General features: G+C 37.9%; 23 protein-coding genes. 10 read left to right on the top strand and 13 right to left on the bottom strand.

Annotated features, from left to right (window positions below; translation table 11 throughout):
* Positions 1–27 precede the first annotated feature (27 nt).
* On the bottom strand, positions 28–534 hold the full coding sequence (locus V6670_RS14655; protein WP_036120389.1) for a PCYCGC motif-containing (lipo)protein: 507 nt from the start codon (positions 532–534) through the stop codon (positions 28–30).
* An 80-nt stretch (positions 535–614) separates the two neighbouring features.
* Entirely contained in the window at positions 615–2,909 is a 2,295-nt protein-coding gene (locus V6670_RS14650; protein ID WP_338651494.1) for a YhgE/Pip domain-containing protein, read from the bottom strand.
* A gap of 196 nt (positions 2,910–3,105) precedes the next feature.
* Between V6670_RS14650 and V6670_RS14645 the strand changes: the two genes are divergently transcribed.
* The 5 genes from V6670_RS14645 to cyoE all read left to right on the top strand — a co-directional run bounded on the left by V6670_RS14645 (position 3,106) and on the right by cyoE (position 7,590).
* Positions 3,106–3,585 carry a thioredoxin family protein gene (locus tag V6670_RS14645; protein WP_036120381.1) on the top strand — a complete coding sequence of 160 codons (480 nt, stop codon included), beginning with the start codon at positions 3,106–3,108 and terminating at the stop codon, positions 3,583–3,585.
* A gap of 660 nt (positions 3,586–4,245) precedes the next feature.
* On the top strand, positions 4,246–4,947 hold the full coding sequence (locus V6670_RS14640) for an O-linked GlcNAc transferase (protein WP_338651493.1): 702 nt from the start codon (positions 4,246–4,248) through the stop codon (positions 4,945–4,947).
* A 130-nt stretch (positions 4,948–5,077) separates the two neighbouring features.
* Positions 5,078–5,635 (top strand): hypothetical protein, encoded by a 558-nt coding sequence (locus V6670_RS14635; protein ID WP_338651492.1) that lies wholly within the window; start codon positions 5,078–5,080, stop codon positions 5,633–5,635.
* A gap of 38 nt (positions 5,636–5,673) precedes the next feature.
* Positions 5,674–6,327 carry an alpha/beta fold hydrolase gene (locus V6670_RS14630; protein WP_338651491.1) on the top strand — a complete coding sequence of 218 codons (654 nt, stop codon included), beginning with the start codon at positions 5,674–5,676 and terminating at the stop codon, positions 6,325–6,327.
* A 312-nt stretch (positions 6,328–6,639) separates the two neighbouring features.
* Positions 6,640–7,590, top strand: a complete 951-nt coding sequence (gene cyoE, locus V6670_RS14625) for a heme o synthase (protein WP_036120361.1) — start codon at positions 6,640–6,642, stop codon at positions 7,588–7,590.
* Between the two features lie 84 nt (positions 7,591–7,674).
* Here cyoE and V6670_RS14620 read toward each other — a convergent pair whose 3' ends face one another.
* The 6 genes from V6670_RS14620 to V6670_RS14595 form a co-directional block, all read right to left on the bottom strand.
* The gene (locus V6670_RS14620; protein ID WP_338651490.1) at positions 7,675–8,409 is read right to left on the bottom strand and encodes a metallophosphoesterase; all 735 of its coding nucleotides are present in this window, start codon (positions 8,407–8,409) and stop codon (positions 7,675–7,677) included.
* Between the two features lie 261 nt (positions 8,410–8,670).
* On the bottom strand, positions 8,671–9,120 hold the full coding sequence (locus V6670_RS14615) for a helix-turn-helix domain-containing protein (protein ID WP_036120355.1): 450 nt from the start codon (positions 9,118–9,120) through the stop codon (positions 8,671–8,673).
* Between the two features lie 125 nt (positions 9,121–9,245).
* Positions 9,246–9,650, bottom strand: a complete 405-nt coding sequence (locus V6670_RS14610) for a hypothetical protein (RefSeq protein ID WP_141905071.1) — start codon at positions 9,648–9,650, stop codon at positions 9,246–9,248.
* A gap of 92 nt (positions 9,651–9,742) precedes the next feature.
* Entirely contained in the window at positions 9,743–11,080 is a 1,338-nt protein-coding gene (locus tag V6670_RS14605; RefSeq protein WP_141905070.1) for a hemolysin family protein, read from the bottom strand.
* 32 nt (positions 11,081–11,112) lie between these two features.
* Positions 11,113–11,496 carry a MerR family transcriptional regulator gene (locus tag V6670_RS14600; protein WP_080717047.1) on the bottom strand — a complete coding sequence of 128 codons (384 nt, stop codon included), beginning with the start codon at positions 11,494–11,496 and terminating at the stop codon, positions 11,113–11,115.
* Positions 11,497–11,671: 175 nt separating this feature from the next.
* Entirely contained in the window at positions 11,672–12,157 is a 486-nt protein-coding gene (locus V6670_RS14595; protein WP_338654642.1) for a hypothetical protein, read from the bottom strand.
* Positions 12,158–12,354: 197 nt separating this feature from the next.
* Here V6670_RS14595 and V6670_RS14590 point away from each other — a divergent pair, with 197 nt between their 5' ends.
* Positions 12,355–12,483 carry a hypothetical protein gene (locus tag V6670_RS14590; protein ID WP_255358828.1) on the top strand — a complete coding sequence of 43 codons (129 nt, stop codon included), beginning with the start codon at positions 12,355–12,357 and terminating at the stop codon, positions 12,481–12,483.
* A 135-nt stretch (positions 12,484–12,618) separates the two neighbouring features.
* On the opposite strand, the gene V6670_RS14585 is transcribed toward V6670_RS14590, so the two are convergent.
* From V6670_RS14585 to V6670_RS14570, 4 genes are all read right to left on the bottom strand, one after another.
* Positions 12,619–13,191 (bottom strand): hypothetical protein, encoded by a 573-nt coding sequence (locus V6670_RS14585; RefSeq protein ID WP_141905068.1) that lies wholly within the window; start codon positions 13,189–13,191, stop codon positions 12,619–12,621.
* A gap of 12 nt (positions 13,192–13,203) precedes the next feature.
* Positions 13,204–14,310, bottom strand: coding sequence for a flavodoxin-dependent (E)-4-hydroxy-3-methylbut-2-enyl-diphosphate synthase (gene ispG / locus V6670_RS14580; protein ID WP_170829863.1), 1,107 nt, complete (start codon positions 14,308–14,310; stop codon positions 13,204–13,206).
* Between the two features lie 105 nt (positions 14,311–14,415).
* Positions 14,416–14,760: a hypothetical protein gene (locus tag V6670_RS14575; protein WP_036120330.1), complete on the bottom strand. Its 345-nt coding sequence runs from the start codon at positions 14,758–14,760 to the stop codon at positions 14,416–14,418.
* Between the two features lie 52 nt (positions 14,761–14,812).
* On the bottom strand, positions 14,813–15,331 hold the full coding sequence (locus tag V6670_RS14570; RefSeq protein WP_141905067.1) for a DUF1189 family protein: 519 nt from the start codon (positions 15,329–15,331) through the stop codon (positions 14,813–14,815).
* A gap of 194 nt (positions 15,332–15,525) precedes the next feature.
* Here V6670_RS14570 and V6670_RS14565 point away from each other — a divergent pair, with 194 nt between their 5' ends.
* From V6670_RS14565 to V6670_RS14550, 4 genes are all read left to right on the top strand, one after another.
* Entirely contained in the window at positions 15,526–17,157 is a 1,632-nt protein-coding gene (locus V6670_RS14565) for a Na/Pi cotransporter family protein (protein WP_036120325.1), read from the top strand.
* A 67-nt stretch (positions 17,158–17,224) separates the two neighbouring features.
* A complete protein-coding gene (locus V6670_RS14560; protein ID WP_058844800.1) occupies positions 17,225–17,704 on the top strand; it encodes a DUF456 domain-containing protein in 480 nt (159 codons plus the stop codon).
* A 175-nt stretch (positions 17,705–17,879) separates the two neighbouring features.
* Positions 17,880–18,485: a superoxide dismutase gene (locus tag V6670_RS14555; RefSeq protein WP_036120319.1), complete on the top strand. Its 606-nt coding sequence runs from the start codon at positions 17,880–17,882 to the stop codon at positions 18,483–18,485.
* 238 nt (positions 18,486–18,723) lie between these two features.
* Entirely contained in the window at positions 18,724–20,928 is a 2,205-nt protein-coding gene (locus tag V6670_RS14550) for a penicillin-binding protein 2 (RefSeq protein WP_141905066.1), read from the top strand.
* A gap of 56 nt (positions 20,929–20,984) precedes the next feature.
* On the opposite strand, the gene V6670_RS14545 is transcribed toward V6670_RS14550, so the two are convergent.
* The gene (locus tag V6670_RS14545) at positions 20,985–21,176 is read right to left on the bottom strand and encodes a hypothetical protein (RefSeq protein WP_058844127.1); all 192 of its coding nucleotides are present in this window, start codon (positions 21,174–21,176) and stop codon (positions 20,985–20,987) included.
* Positions 21,177–21,321 lie beyond the last annotated feature (145 nt).

Genomic DNA, 21,321 nt, shown 5'->3' with positions numbered 1-21,321 from the left:
AGCAAAGTCGCGTGCGACTTTGCTTTTTTATGCAGGCATATCAGTTGGTGTTGGCTTTGCATAGCCTTCTTTATAAGTATCATCAATGACCTGACGAATTTCTTTTAGGCTTTTTCCTTCTTTATGCATTTGTGCGGACTGCACAGCAATCTCTAAGCATACTAAACAACGTGTCCCATGATCATCCCAGACGATGGATCCGTCTTCTCGTTTGTCCTGAATAAAGCAGTTTAAATTACTTTTATGGCCTACTGATTCGCCACAACCGCAATAGCATGGCATCCATTCTAGAACCTCTGTCGATTGTCCTGCAAGCTGATAGACTAAACGAATATTTTCCTGTTTATCGTCTAAAAAGGATGGAAGGACATCAGCCGAAGCGGTTTCTTCCTGTATATCACCTGAAGCTTGTGTATGTCCTTCATGTGAAGCGTCATTAGCTTCATGGTTCGATTCAACACTGTTTTTATCTTTACCACATGCACTTAATAATAATAACGCCAATACAACAAAAATAGAAATCGTTTTCTTCAAAAATAGCGCCTCCTACATGTTTACAATACTTCCATTATAACATCGTTTCCGTAAACATTTACAGGCAGTCTATTTGAAAATCAATGAAATATATCTAATCCACGCGTTTTGTTCATGAAATGTTCCATTTTCTCGCTCAATAATTTCTTTAAGAAAAAGCCGAACAGGATGAAAATGAACCAGAAACCTGCTAAGAAGAGAAGATCTACCCAAACTGTGGACCAAATTATTCCTCCTACAGCTTCACGCATCAATTCTATAGCATACGTAAAAGGTAAAAATGGATTGATTATTTGGAAAAACCTTGGTAATAATTCGACAGGATATGTCCCACCAGACCCTGCAATTTGTAGCACAAGCATCACGATAGCTAATGCTTTCCCTACATTTCCAAAGACGGATACGAGTGTATACACAACGGTTATAAATACGAGACTAATGAAAAGACCAAATAAGATAAAGTAAACGGGTGCTTGAATAGAGCCGTCTACTAAAAATATATCGCCGATGGTAATAATCAATGTTTGGATAAAAGAAAAAGTTCCAAATGTTAAAAGTCGACCAAAGTATATATCTCGAATACTGTAAGATGAATCGCCATGAAGATTCACAGATAATAATGAAATTAACAGTAAACAACCTACCCAAATAGATAGCACAGTGTAAAACGGTGTCATAGCTGTTCCATAATTTGCAATAGGGAATAAGCGATGCTCCTGCAGTTTAATAGGTTCCTCAAAGAAATCGCGTTCAGCATTGACGTCATTTTTCAGTAATTGCACAATCTCTGCAATATCGGCTTCCTCTTCTAGTGTCCGCAGTTTAGTCGCTAATTCCTTAATTTTTGAGCTTAAAGTCGGAAATTCTGTTTGTATTTTTTGAATAGCATTATTAGCCGTTCCTAGTGTATTTTTAGCCTGTGACAATTTAGCTGTTGCTTGTGGAATAAATTGCTTTACATCCGTCAGCATAGCCGAAGCATTTGTTAATGTTTGTTTAGCACTAGCTAAGGTGGATCGAATTTGTGGCTCTAGACTATCATTATAATAGGATAAAAATTTCTGCAAATTGGCCGTTGCGTTTTGTGCCATGTTTTGAATAGCGACAATATCCTGCTTGATGACTTCCTTATCAATTGGCTTTACTTGTTCCAGTTTATTTAGTACATCGTCATGTAAAGCATGTAACTGTTGTAATGCGCTAAGAGCGTTTGTCGTGGAATCAATGAAGCTTGGTTGATGCTGTAAGGCTTCACGGATCGTTGTAAGCTGTTCAATGAGTGACTGATTCTCTTCGGCATTATTTTCCTGTAAAGAATTGATAATAGTTGTCAAAGACTTCTCTAATTGCTGTCGTGTTAAGGCATCAGCTTGAATTAATTTTTGCAAAGCTTCAAGCGTTTGAATACTATTAGTGATGTTATCTTTGGCGGTTGTCAATTGCTGTTGCAATGCTTCCTTCGTTTGAGCAAAGGAGGATGGATCTAAGTCGATATTATTGAGCTTATTTATGATATCTGAAAAGTGTTGTGCGATAGTTTGGACAGTGGCTACATCTTGTTTGATAACAGGTGACAGCTCATTAAACAGAACATCCGCTTCATTCACTAAATATAAACCCTTCTGAATGGTCGTTAAACCATCTGTTGTAAGTTGTTCTACTTGAGGTATTTGTGTAAGTGCTTGATTCAGTAATTGATTTGCATCCTGCCCTTGCGTAGAGGCTTGAGTCAAAAATGAATTGATATCAGGTAAATGCTGTTCGATTGTAAAGACATAGTTTTCAAATTTGCGAAAATCAGGAATGTCACGCTCCATTTCAACGCCAATTGTATTAAAAATGGAAAAAAGAGTGCCATTGACAGTCGACACAAATTCATTCGAAACTTGCTGTGTAAGGACACTGGCACCTTTACTTGTAATTTTAGGGGCAATAGGATTCTTTTTTTCATTTACATAATAATCGATATGAGCTTTCGTTGGTTGATCGGTTAGAATGGAAGTTAGCTTTTCGGAAAAATCATGGGGGATGACAATGGCAGCGAAGTATTCGCCATTTTTTAATTGTGCCAGCGCTTGTTTCTCCGTCTCTAGCTCCCATGTAAAGCTATTATTAGTACGTAAATTCTCTATGACCTCTTTTCCAACATTGATGGCATCATCTCTAACAGTAGTTCCCTTATCTTCATTGACTATTGCGATCTTCATATTAGCTGTGTGGGCGTACGGGTCCATGGAAGCATAAATATTCAACCATGCGTAAAGAGAAGGCAGGAAAATAAGTCCACCTATAATGACAGCTACGACCCAATTGGTAACAATATTTCGGATATCCTTTGTATAAATTTGAAAAACATGCTGGAACGAGTTTTTCATCTAAATCACCCCACATTTCAAAATTTGCATGATCTCTCATTATGTATGTTCCCAAATATACTTAAAATTATGTTATAAATGTGAAATATCTTCATTTAAAGGCAAATTAGTTTACTAGGTTTTCAAAACACTTTATAATCAAACGCGAATACACTAAAATTAGGCTTTTAGTGTAAAAAAGGAGGTCACTATTTTAGTGAAAAAATTATTAATTATTGGCTCAGTGATTGTTGTATTATTTGCAGCAATTATTGTGCTTACCAATGTCTCAAACAAGAGTAAATTAGAAAGCGCAAACAACCCTTACGGCGATAAAAAGCTAAAACAAGAAACAATCGATCAATTAGACGATAAAAACTATCAAAACATTATGTTACCAGATGAACTAGAAGCTAAAATTGAAGCTGGTGAAGCGGTTAATGCTTACTTCTTCAGTCCAATTTGTGTTCACTGCCAAGCATTTACACCAGTACTAATGCCAGTTGCCGATGAGCTAGGTGTTGATGTTGCACAATTGAATGTCTATGAATATGAAGATTTATGGAATAAGTATAATATTGAAGCAACACCAACATTTATTCATTTCGAAGGTGGTAAAGAAGTAAATCGCTTTGTAGGAGCTCTTAAAGAAGAGGATTTACGTACTTTTTTAAATACAGTCGTGTTAAAGAAATAGAGAAGTAGAGACTGTATCAAAATAACTTTTGATACAGTCTCATGTTGTTGAAAAAGATGATGTTAATAGCAGAACAAGACTTTTTAACAAGGTAAGAGGTTGATTTCCGTTCCGCCAGCGTCCTTTCCAGGGGGCGTCCGATGAGCCGCTTCACTCACTGCGTTCGCTCCAGGGTCTCAGCTATGACGCTAAATCCCCTAGGAGTGACGCTGGCTCCACTCCAATCAACCATTTTGCAAAAGTGTCTTTTCCTGAACAAAATAGCCCATTATTTATATTATAAGAGAGGATAGCCTCTTATTTTCAGCGTGGAGAAGTGATGTGTGACAACACCCCTCCATAAAGAATAGTAAAGACCTTTGCTAAAAAGGTAATATTTTTTTGTGGGTTTGAGTGGAAGGCTACCTAACTCCCGTGGGATAGCGAGACAGGCGAGCCTCTAAACGGAGCGGTAGCAGAGGAAGCGGCTCGGCGCTCGCCCACAGGAAAGCAAGTAGCCTGCAACGGAAATCCTTTTTTACCTTTCACAAAAATGCTATTATGGATGGTTTTCTTTTCCACACTAAGAGACTGTATCAAAATAACTTTTGATACAGTCTCTTTTGGTTTTTGTAGTGTATACTAAAAATACTGAAAAGTTGTACACTGGAGGAATCGACAATGTCAATGGATGATTATTTTTATAACGGCGAACTGATGAAATGCTATGAATTGGCGAAGCAGGTGACAAACGAAGAAGAAAAAGCACGGGCACAAAAATACATGGCTTTATTCGAACAATATAATCTTGATCGCTACCCAAAGCCTACAGCACATGGGGAAGTACAGCATGCAGAAAGAGCTGATGAAAGCTACCCTGAATCGGATTTGGTGATGGAAATACGTGCAATAGAAGAGGAAGAGGCATTTGCCAAGCATATTCAGCAATTAGAGGAAACTGCGAAAACAGGCACACCATCCGATAAGGCTCAATCCTTTTTTACACAAGGGGAGCTGTTTTTATTTGCTCATCACTACAATGAGAGTGTTCACTGCTTTCAACAAGCAGTAAAGGAAAACCCAAATAAGGCTGTCTACTGGGGGATCACGGGGCAGACAATGCATCGCTTTGGTTGGATGCCTTTCGATGCACTTGGTTATTTAGAGCAAGCGATTCAACTAGATCCTATAAATCCTCGTTGGAAATGGAATAAAGCACTAGTCCTTATTCAATTGGCGAAGGATTTACAAATGGCTCCATTTATGGCGAATGCCGCACTCGCTTTGGAGGATGCATTAACCTCTTGCGGAGAACAGCAACGATCATTGAAAGATGCCATTCAAAATACAATGGATACTATGGATAGCTATGTGTTCTCTTAATTTATGTAGGATGTCTCCAACTGTAAATGGAGGCATCTTTTTTCGGCTGAGAGGGGGTTCGTTGCCATATTCCACAATCATGGTATGATAAGAAAGAAAATGATTTGTAGATATAAAGGACGGATTTTTTATGGCACAAGAAGTGGCAAGTAAATTTATTGAAAACGTATGTAATCATTTAGTTCGCAATATGAATATAACGAAGGTGGAAGAGCATTTTAAAGAAACCATTGCCGTGCAGCGACAATCAGCCGCATCCACTAAGGACTTTTGGGATATGCTGATGGTCAATATGCTCTTTTTTACTGAGAATGAACAGGCTTGGGAGCAACAATTTTTAAAAATGCTCCATGCAAAAAATTGGCTAAAGCCTGCAGCGCTGGAGGAAGAGTTATTAATGCACCAAATGCGAATTCGTCAGCAAGTAGCAGAGCAAATGGAGGCAGCGAAGGAATTATTCCATAAGCAGTATGAGACGGAAAACATGACAGAGGAAGCCATCATTTATGACTATGCATATAGCTCAGCCGGTCATTCCATGCGGATGGATTTATTAACTGTTTTTGTATCAACGCCAGAGCAATCAAAAGTACTTTTTGATGCAGACCCAGAAGAAACAATTCGTATTGTAAATGGATATATTGCTTATCATACAGATGGTTTGATTAATAAAACAAAATTATGCTAAATTTGTTACGAAGTTTTACGTGAAAGGAATTTAATTGAATGAATACACCATTTACTTTTAAACATACACAACCAACTGAAATGGACCCTACAAAAAAATATCCTGCTATTTTTTTATTGCATGGCATGGGTAGTCATGAAGAGGACTTACCACAATTAGTGCAAGATTTTCAAGAGCAATGTCATATTTTTAGCTTACGAGGGCCGATTACACAGAATCCTGGCTATGCTTTTTTCACGATTCAAGAGGTGGGACAACCAGATCGCGCAATTTTTGATAAAGTATTAGTGGCGCTTCAACGTTTTATATTAGAAGCGATCGATGAATATCAAATCGATCCTCATAAAGTATTCGTCTTAGGCTTTAGCCAAGGCGCCGTATTAGCACAATCACTTGCCTTTGTCATGGGGAATTTAGTGACAGGAATCGTTGCCTTAAGTGGCTATACCCCTAAATTTGTAACGGAGGAATATGCCATTCGCTCAGTAGAGCATTTACATGCTTTTATTTCTCATGGTGATTATGATTATGTCATTCCTTCTCAATGGGGCATGGAGAGTAAGGAAATTTTTGAACAATTTGGTGCAAAGGTAACCTTTAAGCAATATCCAGATGGACATGGTGTCACACCTGACAATCTTCGTGACCTTGTGGCATTTTTAGCACAGCAATTACAAGAAGATCTTCAATAAGATGACAACCGAGGCAAATAATTGTCTCGGTTTTTTTGGCTACTGAAGAATGAACACTCATCAAATTATTTTTCTCCAATAGTGATTAGAAGAATCGAGGCAAGAAGGTTCAAATTCATGTCAGTCGGTGGTATCATAGAAGATGTTGTGAATGAGCGTGGTTGGTTAGATGAAAACATGTACTTTATGTGAACATAGAGACAGAACCAATCTAAAAGGGGTAAAATAATAATTTGATGTGCTAGATGCAAATTTTGTCGCTTTCTATCGATGGAAGCGGGTAGAAATTATGGAGAAAAGGAATTAAGATGAATGGAACAAAATCTGAAAACGGAGCATAAACCGCAATCCTCCGAAAAATCACGAGGGAAGTCATCACGCTCTGCTATTTTAGCGCAAACGGTCAAAACTGGCATTATCAAATCCAATTTAATACCGATGTGGGCTGGTTTAACGCTAGGCATGTACAAAAATAAAATGACGTTAATGGACAATATACCAGAAATTATTTTTTCAACAATCGGTTCTGCCCTTGTAATTGGAGCAGCAGGGGCATTTAATAATGTCTATGATCGTGATATTGATGCAATTATGCCTCGTACACAAAGCCGACCAACTGTAACAGGGGAAATGTCAGCAAAAACGACGCTATCTTTAGCCGTTGCGATGTTGATCATCGGGGTAGCTGTGTTGGCACTGGCTTCACCATTAGCAGCTGCGTTTGGTCTATTAGGTGTATTTTTATATGTAGTCCCTTATACAATGTGGACAAAACGTCGTACGATTTATAATACGGAAATTGGTAGTATTAGTGGGGCAGTACCGCCATTAATTGGTTGGTCTGCGGTATCAACAGATATTACACATCCTGCGATACTTGGTTTATTTTTTGTCATGGTGATTTGGCAAATGCCTCATTTTTATGCCATTGCGATTCGCAAACGTGTAGACTATGAAGCAGCCAGCGTACCTATGCTGCCCGTTGTCAAAGGAATGCGCCGTACGTATTATCAAACCAATTTTTATTTAGTTTTATTGATTCTATCAAGCTTTTTATTTGGCTCGTTAAGTGTTGGAATTATGCTTGTGGCATTGATTTTAAGTGTTGCTTGGTTAGTGATGAGTATTTACGGCTATCATAGTAATACTGATCAAGTGAAATGGGCTACTAAAATGTTTGTTTTTTCACTTTTCCATATGACAATACTATTTTCAACTGTCATTGTATACTCATTAGTAGGAGTTATCTTTAAGTTATATTGATTCAATCAATGACGACTAGGCGTCATGGCGTTCAGATTTATAGAGCTTGCTTGAAAAACAATCTTCAAAATAAAAACCAACAAGTTATTCGTTACTTGTTGGTTTTTTATTAGCCACTGAAATAATTTGGCGACTTGGCCAATCTAATGCATGTAGCTGTCCGCCAAAAACTGCGCCACCATCAATGCCTATGATGTTATTTTCTCCGAAATAGACACGATAGTCCGTTGGATTTTGGTGAAGATTATACGTAGGGGTATGTCCAAAGATCACTGTTTTATCCCCATTATAACCTGCATGAAATTCCTCACGAATCCACAGTAAACGCATGGGGTCAGTGTCAGCGATAGCGACACCAGGAACAACGCCCCCGTGGACAAAAATAGCATCCTCTAACTCAATATATATTTCAAATGTTTCAATTAGTTGTAAATGTTCTTCAAGCTTCGGTAATGTTTGAATAAAGCTAGGCAATGTATTGTTTTCAATAGCTTCCTCAAAATCTTCCAACTGGTAGCCATAGCTTGCCAGCGTGGCCTCTCCACCACATAGTCCGACCCAATGGTTCCATGGCTTAGCAAGGCCAGAACGACAGGCATTGAGCATGATTGCCTCGTGGTTACCTAGCAAAACACGTGCACCCTTTGCTTGTAATTCATTAACCAAATTTAATACACCACTAGAAGCGGGACCTCTGTCTACGTAATCACCAAGTAAAAAAAGTTGGTCATTCGGTGGATCGTAGTTTGCTTTTAAAAGTAATTCTTCTAACAGCCCTAATTCTCCATGTATATCACTAATTGCTAGTATTCGATTCATTTCCGAGCATCCTTTCTAATAGTAAAGCATTACTATTCAGTATAGAGAATTCTTCTACAAATTTCGACTTTTCCAGCTTTTACTGGCTTTTTACATGGAATGGTCGAAGAAATAATTCACTTCCTACTATTTTTCTTTATCATATGAAAGGAGATTTTATTTCCTTATTCATTTGTCAGGGGTGGGGGTTTTGCGAGAGGGGAGGGGCTGAAGGTTAACAGCAGAAGCAGGTTAAAATACTTCTACTGTTAACCTATTAGATTAAATCATTAATTCGTCCCAAGCTTGTTTAACGATCTGTTCATCAAATGTTGAAATAAGGCGAAAGTTATTATTGTCTAAAATGCGGAAATGCTGACTGATAACGTTTTGCTGTAGTTTATAGCCATCGTGCTCATGAATATTTTTCCACCATATGTATCCACCCATTGTTTTTTCCTTTGGCTGCAATGTTCCATTATTCGCGATTAAATCTACTACCTCCAATGGATCACCGCCAAGCTCATGCTGTAAAATCGAGCTGTCACGACACAAAGTGCAAATGGCAACAGTAGTTGTCCAACCAGCTAGGATACGGCCTTTTTCAATTTGTACAAGTGTTTTCTTAGATAGTCCTAATAAATCACTCATTTGATCCTGTGTAAAAGCTTTTTCTGTACGGATTAATTTCAGTTTTTCTGAAATGAGTGTGATTAATTGTTCACGATTCATCCTAACACCCCTTTTTTCAGATTGTTATGTTCCATTATACATGAAAGTAAAGATACGTGTTTTTCTTTCAATAGTGGAGTTAAAAATGAAACAGACTGCCCGTAATGGAACAGTCTGTTGGATGATTAAATCTCATATTTTTTCGTATCAGAGATTACACGGAAATGGATGCCTTTTATCTGTGCACTTACTTTATGGCGGAGCGTATCAATATCCACCAGTTCTTCTTTATTTTGGACACATAAGGCAATCTCATGTAATAGCTTTGTAAAGGCCTCCTTAAATAAGGCACGCATATTATCGAAATCTAAACTGCGGAAACTACCATCAATATCGAAGGCTTCCACAGAATTTAATTGCTTAGAAGCTCCTGCAAAACGATCGTCATAGACTGTGTAATTTTCGTCTGTTACAACGATAATATATAAAATTTCTCCTGTAACCGTTTTTAATTCAATATTTGTTTTGTGTTTTTTTACGTCGGTAATAATGTGAATACCATCTGAATGATATAGCTTAAACAATGTCATGTGTATTGCCCCCTGAAACTAGAATCTTATTACGTTATCCATTATATAGTGGAATGGCTAATAATGGAATAATAAATACCAGTTTCATTCCGTTATGTTGATTGTACTTCTGTGATGACTGGTGCACTTTTTCGTAGAGGTCGAACCTCAATATAATGAATTTGATGCCCTTGTTGCTCATAGACGCTAAAGAGATAGGTGTCTAATTCAATATTTCTTGATGCTTTAATGCCATTATTCACTGTTAAGAACCAACCACCTAATGTTTCTACTTCCTCCGCATCCAGCGTAATATTTAATAGATTTTCAACATCTTCCACAAGCATTTTGGCATTTAAAATATAGTGATGATCTGTGATTTTTCGAATATCAGCAATTTCATCACCGTCAAATTCATCCCGAATTTCACCAACAATTTCCTCTAAAATGTCTTCAACCGTTACTAGTCCAGATGTACCACCATATTCGTCCATTAAAATGGCCATATGGATTCGTTCTTTTTGCATGCGTACAAGTAATTCCTGAATAGGAATTGTTTCAATAACACGAATGACAGGATTAATGAAATCCTCTAAAACTAATGTGTCGTCTGTAAGTTGTTCAAGTAACCCATGCGTAAATAGCTCCTTGGCATTGATAAAGCCTAGAATATTATCGCGGTCACCATCGTATACAGGGTAGCGTGTATATTTTTCCTCGGCAATGGTATGAATGATATGGGTAAACGATTCATTTTGTTCAATACCAACTATTTCTGTTCGGGGAACCATGATTTCACGAGCAATACGTTCATCAAATTCAAAGACATTGTTCACATATTTAAGCTCAGATTTATTGATTTCACCACTTTTAAAGCTTTCAGACATCAATAATCGCAATTCTTCCTCTGTATGAGAAAGCTCATGTTCACTAGCGGGCTTCATGCCGAATAGTCCAATTAAAACACGTGCAGAACCGTTCAAAAACCAAATAAATGGGTACATGATTTTGTAGAAAAACATAATTGGCTTTGCGAAAAGAAGTGTAATGGCTTCAGCCTTTTGAATAGCTGCCGTTTTTGGAGCTAGTTCGCCAACTACTACATGTAAAAACGTTGCGATAGCGAAGGCTGTACCAATTGTAAAAATCGTCATATATTTATCAGAAATGCCGACCATTTCAAAAAGTGGGTGAAGCATAAATTCAAAGGTTTTTTCACCAACCATCCCGATACCAAGAGCGGTTACTGTAATACCTAATTGGCAGGCAGATAAGTATTCATCTAAATGATGGACAACATGCTTAGCAGCAATTGCTTTTTTATTGCCCTCTGCAACGAGCTGATCGAGTCTTGAGGAGCGCACCTTGACAATGGCAAATTCTGTTGCTACGAAAAAGCCTGTTAAAGCTAATAAAATGGTAAAAATCGATAGGTTTATAATGGTCTCCAAATAGTCGTTCTGTAAAAACAGAACGTCACCTCCTAATTATGAATAAGTAATAGTAAGGATTGCATTAATGCAATACTTTCGGGTGAAACGTTTTTTTTAATGGTTTCAATTTTTTTATCATCTTGTTTGTTCATTTGCTCTAGCAAAGAAGCTACATCATGCTCTAAATCTTGCATTTTTAAACGAAGCATTTGTACATCGATTTCTTCATAGGGTGTGATGTTCAATTCATGTTGGATTGCTACGAGTGAGAGCCCCTGTTGTTTGCGTTGTTCAATAAATTGAAGTCGTTCAATCATGATTGGATCATAGAAGCGATAATTTGTTGCAGAACGTTCTGCATCCAACAAACCAATATTGGTATAATAATCGATTGTTCGTTTAGTAATGCCTGTTTTTTCTGCAAGTTCGCCAATTTTTAATTTCTCTGTCCCAATGCAAACACCTCCAAACCATCACGTGATACTTTGATTATAACGTGATGGTCTAAATATATTCAAATGATAGGCGTCAATATTTCAAAATTGTAAGATTTTTTTAATAAGAAAATAACGTTTCTGCCATTGGGAATTGGTAGAAACGTTACTAAGATTAGGGAAGTAAATAGGTATCGTATAGGTGATGGAGTGCTTCCTCACCGTTTTCTTGTAAGAGAATTTCCTCATTATATGTAAGTATGACGTTTGTGTGCTTACTATCGATTTTATCATCAATGAATTTACACGTTACCGTGACAAAGCCTGCTTCCGCTAGCTTTTCTTTCATATCTCCATCCCAAGGCTGGTCAGAAAATAGTGGGGGCTGCCAAGTGCCTCTCACATGTAGCTCATTTTTTTCAAGGTCATAATCCCAGCGGATGTCACGTAAAATAGTTTTAAATAGGTCATTAACTGTAAAAGATGTATCTTGATAGTTAATGTCTATAGCGCGCATGGCATGGACATCTCGACTAACTGCACTAGCTGCGGAATTGGCCGCTGAATTGATGCCTGAAGCAGCATCTTTAATTTCTGCTAATCGATCACCACAGCCTGTTAGTAAAGCACAGATGCATGTTATACAAGCTACCTTCGTCATCCATTTCACAAGTAGTCCCTCCAGTCTAGTAAGTTGTTATTACTATCTTAACGAAAAGAAAAATACGAAGAAAGGGCATGAAGGCGGCAGTTTGTGACGGTTTTGCAACGATGCGATCTCCACTTGATTGTTCGGCATTTGGAAAGTATATAAGTCTGAATATTTAGTAAAATAATGAGAGAAAGGGAGCGGTTTGGATGAAAATTAATGATGAAATGCTTGATCGATTAGGAACTTATTTTGTCTATCATGCTGTTTATGATAATTATGGTATTACCTTTGAAAACTTTGTAGATCGTTGGCTACGAGGAATTCTTGAGGTATAGCAATCATCAATGCCGCCTTGATAATAATGTCCGAATTTTTTGAGCATGCTCTGAAAAGTTGAAAAAACGGTAACACTCGATTCAGTAGACAAGTTAAACAAAAGAGTCGTGTCCATGTTTGAACACGACTCTGCTTTATTTGAAATAATCTGTAATAAACTGATTGGCTTCCTGCCAATTATATACTCGTACAACATTATCAGGAACAGTGAGGCGGTTATATGGTGTGTCAAATAACACAACAGGGATTTTTAGTTCCTCCGCCAGCATTACCGCATTATCGTGCTTATCCTCAAAGAAAGCTTCTACATGATGCTTTTTCGCGGCAGCTAGTTTATCGTGGCTACCTAAAAGTTCGATATGATCGTATGGTATAGCTTGCATTTTAAACCAATTGACAGTGATGTTTGCTACATTTTCACCTCGTGCAGAAATATAATACAGCTCGAAATTATTTTTCCAAGCGGTTAGAATATTTTTTGCATCTTTTGCCACTTCAGAGACTTCATACATATAAGGCTCATTTTCCTTAAACCATGTATTAAATGCACTGCGGTCAACAGGGTGTGGAAAAGCGGATAAAAAATCATATTCACAAACATCATCAAGTGTAATGTTTACATTGTATTGCTTATTAATATGTGGAATGAGTGTACTTGGACATGTCACAGTCCCATCGATATCAATACCAAAACGAGGCTTTTTCATGCTAGCACCTCCTTAAGCATTCGCTTTTTGTGCTGCTTCTGCTGCTTGCTTTTCTTCCATTTCTGCTGCTAATTTATCAATTTCTTTTTTCAGTTCTTCCACCATCGTTTCTTCAGGTACTTTACGAACTGTTTTCCCCTTCATGAAAAGTAAGCCTTCACCACGAGCACCAGCAATTCCGATATCCGCTTCTCGTGCTTCACCTGGACCGTTTACGGCACAGCCCAACACAGCTACTTTTAAAGGAACCTTTAATTTTGAAATATATTCTTCCACTTCATTTGCGATCGAAATTAAATCAATTTCAATGCGCCCGCATGTCGGACAAGAAATAAGTGTGGCCATATTAGAGGCTAGACCAAATGATTTTAATAATTCTCTTGCTACTTTTATTTCTTCTACAGGGTCAGCTGAAAGGGAGATACGCAATGTGTTCCCAATGCCTTTTGAAAGGATGGCTCCAAGACCAGCTGCTGATTTTACTGTACCAGCAAACAGTGTCCCTGATTCTGTAATCCCTAAATGAAGCGGGTAATTAAAGGCTTTCGCCGCCTTTTCATAAGCTTCAATAGCAAGATTAACATCAGATGCCTTCATTGACACGATAATATCGTGGAAGTCCAAGTCTTCCAAAATTTTAATATGGTGTAGAGCTGATTCAACCATACCATCAGCTGTAGGATAGCCGTATTTTTCTAAAATATGACGCTCTAATGAGCCGGCATTAACACCAATACGAATGGGGATACCTTTCGCTTTGGCAGCATTAACAACAGCTTCCACTTTTTCTTTACGGCCAATATTACCTGGGTTAATACGTACTTTATCAATACCATTTTCAATGGCTTTTAATGCTAATCTATAGTCAAAATGAATATCAGCTACTAATGGAATATGAATACGTTTTTTAATTTCGGCAATCGCATCCGCTGCACGCTCATCTGGTACAGCAACACGAACAACCTGACAGCCCGCTTCCTCAAGACGAAGAATTTCCGCAACTGTTGCTTCTACATCATGTGTTTTGGTTGTACACATACTTTGAATGAATAATTCATTACTACCACCAATTGTTAAGTTACCGACACGTACGGGACGCGTATTTGAACGGTGACAAATTTCACTCATTAACTTTCTCTCCTTTTCGGGCCACTATTTTCAGCCGTCACTGTCATTTATTTTAGCAGTGTAGGAAAATAAGGACAAGGAAGAAACGCTAACTTTTCATTTTCCACATTTGTTTTCAAGCTCAAACGACAGTGGAAGCTTGATATTTTCACCTGGAATGAGAGCTTGTAATTGTAAGTGTGGGTTTAAGTTGTAAAAAAGTTGTAAGCGCTCTGGAAAGGTCATAGGAACTTTTGCAGGATGTAGGGCAAATAAACTATGGATAGTGTCACCTTCAATCGTTTGTACCGTAATATAATTTGGCTCACGCTGTTTTTCACAAAGACTATTTTCTGTATTTTTGGTAGATAAAGCTGCCAGTGGGATAGATCCTTCGGTTAAATCTACTTTGACGACAAAGGCGATCACAATGATGATGGCTGTTAAGATGAATGCGCGCAAAAAATCCCCTCCTTTTCTACACTATATTGAGAAGAGAGGGGATTCATGCACATTATTTTGTAATTGGTTGTTTTGGATATTTTGTAAAGGCCACAATTAATAGAGTAATGGTTAACAATAAAGAGAATACAGTGATAATGGTACTGTTAATTGGTAAATAGTCTGCTAGCATTGATAGCAAAGTTGCCCAAGTGATGGCAAAGGTAGCTGTTCGCCAGATGTGACGATATTCACCTCGACGCTTCATCGCCTTTAAGATAAATAAACCAGCTAAAGCATAGAGAGCAATTTGTGCAAATATGAGCATGGTTGTCACAACAAAAAGCATGAGGAAGGTGAATGGATATAAGAGCCATTTTATGCCTTCTATATATTCCGTTAAACCAGTTAAACTATCCATATCAAATGTATCAACAGACATACCTGCTGCAAAGCGACCTAAAGAAAATACGGACACAACGGTAATGAGTAGAAAAGTATATTGAATAACCTTTCCAATAGGTAATAAACGATAGGCTGCTAGTTTTTTAGGATGAATGAGACTATCGATAAAAAGCTGTGAGTGTTTCATACTATATCTCCTCCAATCGATATTTTAACATGTTCAAAGAGGACAGGATATGAAAGAAGTATAAATGAAGAGGGACTTAATGATAAAATGTTAACATTATGTAAAGAAGTTAAAGGATTTCTTTACTTTTTGTTGGTAATCATTTAATGATTACAAATAGAGTAGTAGAGATGTAGGAATTGGAGCGAAAACAATTGACAATAGATTGGCAAAGCATACTCTTTCAATTTTTAGGTGGGTTAGGGGTATTTTTATTTTCCATTAAATTTATGGGAGATGGACTTCAGAAATCAGCGGATGATCGATTACGTGAATGGTTAAATCGCTTTACTACAAACCCGATTATGGGTGTCTTAGTGGGTATATTTGTAACGATTTGTATTCAGTCAAGTTCTGCAACAACAGTCATAACTGTAGGTTTAGTGAGTGCAGGTTTTTTAACATTGCGTCAAGCCATTGGCGTCATCATGGGGGCAAATATCGGTACAACCATTACAGCATTTATTATTGGCATTAATATTGGTATCTATTTTTACCCTTTGTTGGCAATCGGTGCAGGTTGTTTGTTTTTCTTGAAAAAAGCAACGTATCAACATATTGGCCAGATTCTTTTTGGCTTTGGTGGTTTATTTTTAGGGCTAGAGCTAATGAGTGCAAGTATGCAGGCACTACACCAATTGGCAGACTTTGCATCATTAACGCTTCATTTAAGTAATCAACCGATTTTAGGCATATTTTTAGGAACCGTATTCACATTATTGGTGCAAAGTTCTACTGCGACGGTTGGTGTGCTGCAAGGGTTATATGCCGAACATTTAATTGGTTTAAATAGTGCATTACCTATTTTGTTTGGTGAAAATATTGGCACGACCATTACAGCGGTATTAGCTTCTCTTGGTGCTTCTATTTATGCAAAGCGTGCAGCTGCCGCACATGTCCTTTTTAATGTCATCGGCACGATCATTTTCATGCTATTCTTTACACCATTTATACAGTTTGTCCAGTGGGTAAGCGAGTTATTTCATTTAGAGCCTCGCATGCAAATTGCTCTTGCACATGGTTCATTCAACGTATTTAATATGATGATACAACTTCCATTTATTGCTGGACTTGCAACATTAGTTACGAAGTTACTACCAGGAAATGACGGTCACATTAATGTGACAACTAAGCATCTGGATCCATCCTTTATTGATTCCTCTCCTGCCATTGCCCTTGGTCAAGCGAAAGAGGAAGTGTTACGAATGGGTGAACATGCATTACGAGGGCTGGAAGAAACGTTTTTATATATGAAAACGGGGGAAGCAGAACATATTCCAACGGTTTTGCAATTAGAGGTCGGCCTCAATCATCTCGACAATGAAATTACGGATTATTTAGTCATGGTGTCTAAGCAGCCGCTATCTCGAGCAGACTCAGTAAGACACCATACCTTATTAACAAATGTGCGAGATTTTGAACGGATTGGAGACCATTTTGAAAATATATTAGAGCTTCTACAATACAAAGATCATCATGAAGTGAGTTTAAGTAAATCAGCACGACAAGATTTAATTGGTATGTTTAGTTTAGCCATTGAAGCAGTACGGAAAAGCATTGAAGCTTTAGATACGGCGAGCTTAAGTTTAGCTCAGGAGGTAACAGAGCTAGAAAGCTTAATAGATGATATGGAAGATAAACTCCGTCAAAAACATATCGCTCGTTTGAACACCAATGAATGCAGTGGAGCAGCGGGAATTGTCTATATGGATATTGTAAGCAATCTAGAACGTATAGGAGACCATGCAGTAAACATTGCCGACTCGATTTTAGGCATTCGTCATTAGCGAGATGAAACTTTTCACTTTGTTATTCCGTATGAAAGGCAATGCACGGTAAAAGGGGAGAAACTTTATGGAAGTTATTGGCTGGATCTTAGTGATTGCCTGCTTTATTATTTCGTTTATTGGTTTAGTGTATCCGATTATTCCAGGTGTACTATTTTTAGTTGGCGGATTTTTGCTTTATGGTGTATTTTTCTCATTCGCAGAGCTGAGTTGGTGGTTCTGGGTGATTGAAATCCTATTTGTAGTGCTATTATTTGGTGCCGATACAGTGGCAAATGCGTTCGGCATTAAAAAGTTTGGTGGTTCTAACGCAGGAATGTGGGGAAGTACTATCGGTTTATTAATTGGTCCATTTGTTATTCCCGTTGCAGGGATATTAATTGGTCCATTTTTAGGCGCGGTGATTGCAGAACTTATTGTTGAGAAACGTACCTTTAATGAGGCTGTGAAAAGTGGTGTGGGCTCTCTAATAGGCTTTTTAACATCTACCATTGCAAAGGCTGTCATTCAAATCGTGATGATTATTGTATTTTTTATCGCGATTTAATGCTTCACTTTTAAGGTTTAGTGTTTATGATGAAAGGGTAAGATAGTAAACGTATTGGTATTTCAGTCAAAAGGCTGAAATCTTCAATTTGAAGTATTTTTCATTGAATGGTTTGACCAATTTTGATAATCTAAGGATGTACTATTTATTTCTTATTTTAGGGAGGAACTTAACAATGGCTTACGAATTACCACAATTAACTTACGCTTATGACGCATTAGAACCACATATCGATGCAAAAACAATGGAAATTCACCATTCTAAACACCACAATACTTATGTAACAAACTTAAACGCAGCAGTAGAAGGTACTGAATTTGCAGAAAAGAACATTAACGACTTAATCGCAAACCTTGACGCTCTTCCAGCTGACAAACAAACTGCTGTACGCAACAACGGTGGCGGACATGCTAACCATACATTATTCTGGGAAGTTATCGCTCCAGGCGGTTCAAATACACCAGTTGGCGAAGTAGCAAAAGCAATCGATGCTAAATTCGGTTCTTTCGATGCTTTCAAAGAAGAATTTGCTAAAGCTGCTACAACTCGCTTCGGTTCTGGTTGGGCTTGGTTAATCGTTGATGGTGACTCAGTGGCTGTTACGTCTACTCCTAACCAAGACTCTCCAGTAATGGAAGGTAAAACGCCAATTCTAGGCTTAGATGTTTGGGAACATGCATATTACTTAAACTACCAAAACCGTCGTCCAGATTACATCGGTTCTTTCTGGAATGTAGTAAACTGGGACGTAGTAGAAGCTAAATTCCAAGCTGCAAAATAATGATGAATCTTCGGCTATGCCAAAGGTGAGTAATCACCAAGGCATAGCCTTTTTTATTGGATAGAAAAGTAAGCGTGAGGGAAAGTATAAAAAAAAAGCAACCTTTCCTCAGAAAGTGCCGTCAAATAAATGATGTTTTACATAAGATTTCGTAAGTGCGTGCTTTTCTGTCATACCTTCGAATGGTATACTAAGTATCGTGTATTGAAATGATCAGAAGATGAGGAGGGGAATACATATGCGCAAAGCACCCGGAAAAAATCGCGCGGCGAGTGTTAAAGCAAAACATCATTCTAATTTAACATTTCGTATGAATATCCTTTTCTTTGCAATATTTATCGTATTTTCAATGTTAATTTTTAGACTGGGTTATATGCAAATCGTCAAAGGGGAAGAGTATGTACGACTTTTAGAGAGTAAAGAGGAAGTTCCTGTTAATACAAGTGTGCCAAGGGGCCGCATGTATGATCGTTACGGGCGTATTTTAGTCGATAATCACCCTGAAAATGCCATTACCTATACGAAAATGCAAACGACTACAACAGATGAAATGCTAAATATAGCTGAAAAGCTGGCGCAATTAATTGAACAACCAACAAAACGCGTCACATTGCGTGATAAACAAGATTTTTGGATTATCAAAAATCATGACGCGGCCTACGAAAAAGTGACAAAGGCAGAAGAAGCTAAAATTCGAGCGAAAGAAAATATTACGACAAGTCAAATCAATGCAGAGATTGATAAACTAGTACGTGAACGCATTACGAATGAAGAACTTTTGCAATTGTCAGAGAAAGATTTAGAAGTATTAGCAATCTTTAGAGAGATGACATCTGGTTATAATTTATCACCTCAAATTATAAAAAGTGAAAATGTCTCGGCAGAAGAATTTGCACGTGTCTCCGAGCGTTTAACGGAACTGCCAGGAGTTAACACAACGACAGATTGGAAACGCGTAAAATTATCTTCTCTATCGATTCTTGGTCGTACAACTGTCCCAACAAAAGGGATACCGAAGGAAAAGCTCAATTATTATTTAGCACGAGACTACTCACGGAATGACCGTGTAGGAGAAAGTTATATTGAAGCACAATATGAAGAGCTACTACAAGGTCAAAAAACAGTTGTCAAAAATATTACCAATAAAAAAGGGCAGGTCGTCGATACGGTGACAACCTATGAAGGTGAACCAGGTAAAGACTTAATCCTGTCAATGGATAGTGAGCTACAGGCGGAAACAGAGAAAATTGTGGAAGAAGAGCTGCTTAACCTAAAAGCACTCCCAGGCTCGTATTTATTAGATCGCGCCTTCTTAATCATGATGGACCCGAATACAGGGGATGTCCTATCCATGACTGGTAAGAAAATAGAAAAAAATCCTGAGACAGGGAAAAATGAAGTCATTGACTATGCATATGGATCATTTACAACAGCTTATGAGGCAGGTTCATCTGTAAAGGCAGCAACTGTTCTTACTGGATACAATCAAGGTGTTATATCGATGGGTACTTCTATGGGAGATGAGCCTATTGTATTAGCTGGTACAGACCCTAAAACGTCTATTTTTAACCGTAGTGGATATATTCCAATGGATGATTTAATGGCTTTAGAACGTTCTTCCAACTCCTATATGTTTAAGATTGCGTTGCTGCTTAATGGAACACCTTATAGCTATGGTATGCCATTACGCTTAAAGGACGATACGTTCCCAAGAATGCGTAATAATTATGCGCAATTTGGTTTAGGTGTGAAAACAGGCATTGATTTACCAAATGAATTTAGTGGGGTGCGTGGTCCATCAGGTGCAACGATGGGAGGGAAAACGCTAGACTTGGCCATTGGTCAGTATGACACTTATACACCTCTGCAATTAGCACAATATATTTCAACAGTTGCCAATGGTGGCTATCGTATTCAGCCACATGTCGTGAAAGAGGTTCGTGATCCATCTCAAGATGGTAAACAATTAGGCCAGTTAGTAACAGAAGTAGGACCAACTATTTTGAATCAAATTGATAATTCCAAAGAAGAGATCGATTATGTAAAGCAAGGATTGCGTCGTGTATACACTGGTAAACACGGTACAGCACGAGCTCAATTTGCGGATATTCCATATACAGCTGCTGGGAAAACAGGGACAGCAGAGGTAGTTTATTATGGTCCATTACGAGAGTACTATGGTACAAACACGATTAACTTAACACATGTCGGTTTTGCACCATATGAAAACCCTGAAATTGCCTATGCAGTTGTTATCCCATGGGTTAATACAAACTTAGCTCCACACTACTATCAAAATAATGTCATTGCTAGACGTGCTTTAGACAAGTATTTTGAATTAAAAGCAAAATATCAAGCTGAAAAAGTGACAGATAGCAATGTAAAACAACCAATTTTACCTGCCGTTACACAAGAGAAAATTGGTGAGGATGAGCAACAATAAGAAAACCGCTAGGCATGAGAATGCCTAGCGGTTTTTTCTATTAAAGTAAGCAAGCTTTACACAGATAATTGCTGAATAGCCAATTCAAACTGCTCTCTTGGCTTTACCCCATAAAGCTCTATATTGTGATAGAAATAAGAAGCTATCATAAAATCGATCGCCTCCTGAAGTGAATATTCCCGATGTTCCATTACTAGTAATAGATAGGTTTTAAAATAATCGGCATTTTGTACTTTTGCATGTTTCATGACAAAGGTCAAACTCTCCTCATCCATTAGCCTCAACGTGATTGTCACTGATGCTTCGCTTTTGCTCAGAAAAACAATACGTCTAGATTTTTTCGTGCCTGCCATTTGTAACAATCGCCGGAAACTTTATTTCGATGCAGTAGAC

Origin of the sequence: Lysinibacillus sp. Y5S-8 (genome assembly GCF_036894365.1) — a bacterium.
GTDB classification, from domain to species: Bacteria; Bacillota; Bacilli; order Bacillales_A; family Planococcaceae; genus Lysinibacillus; species Lysinibacillus fusiformis_D.
Note: the sequence above shows the minus strand (reverse complement) of the source record. Positions and strands in the feature narration are given on the sequence as shown.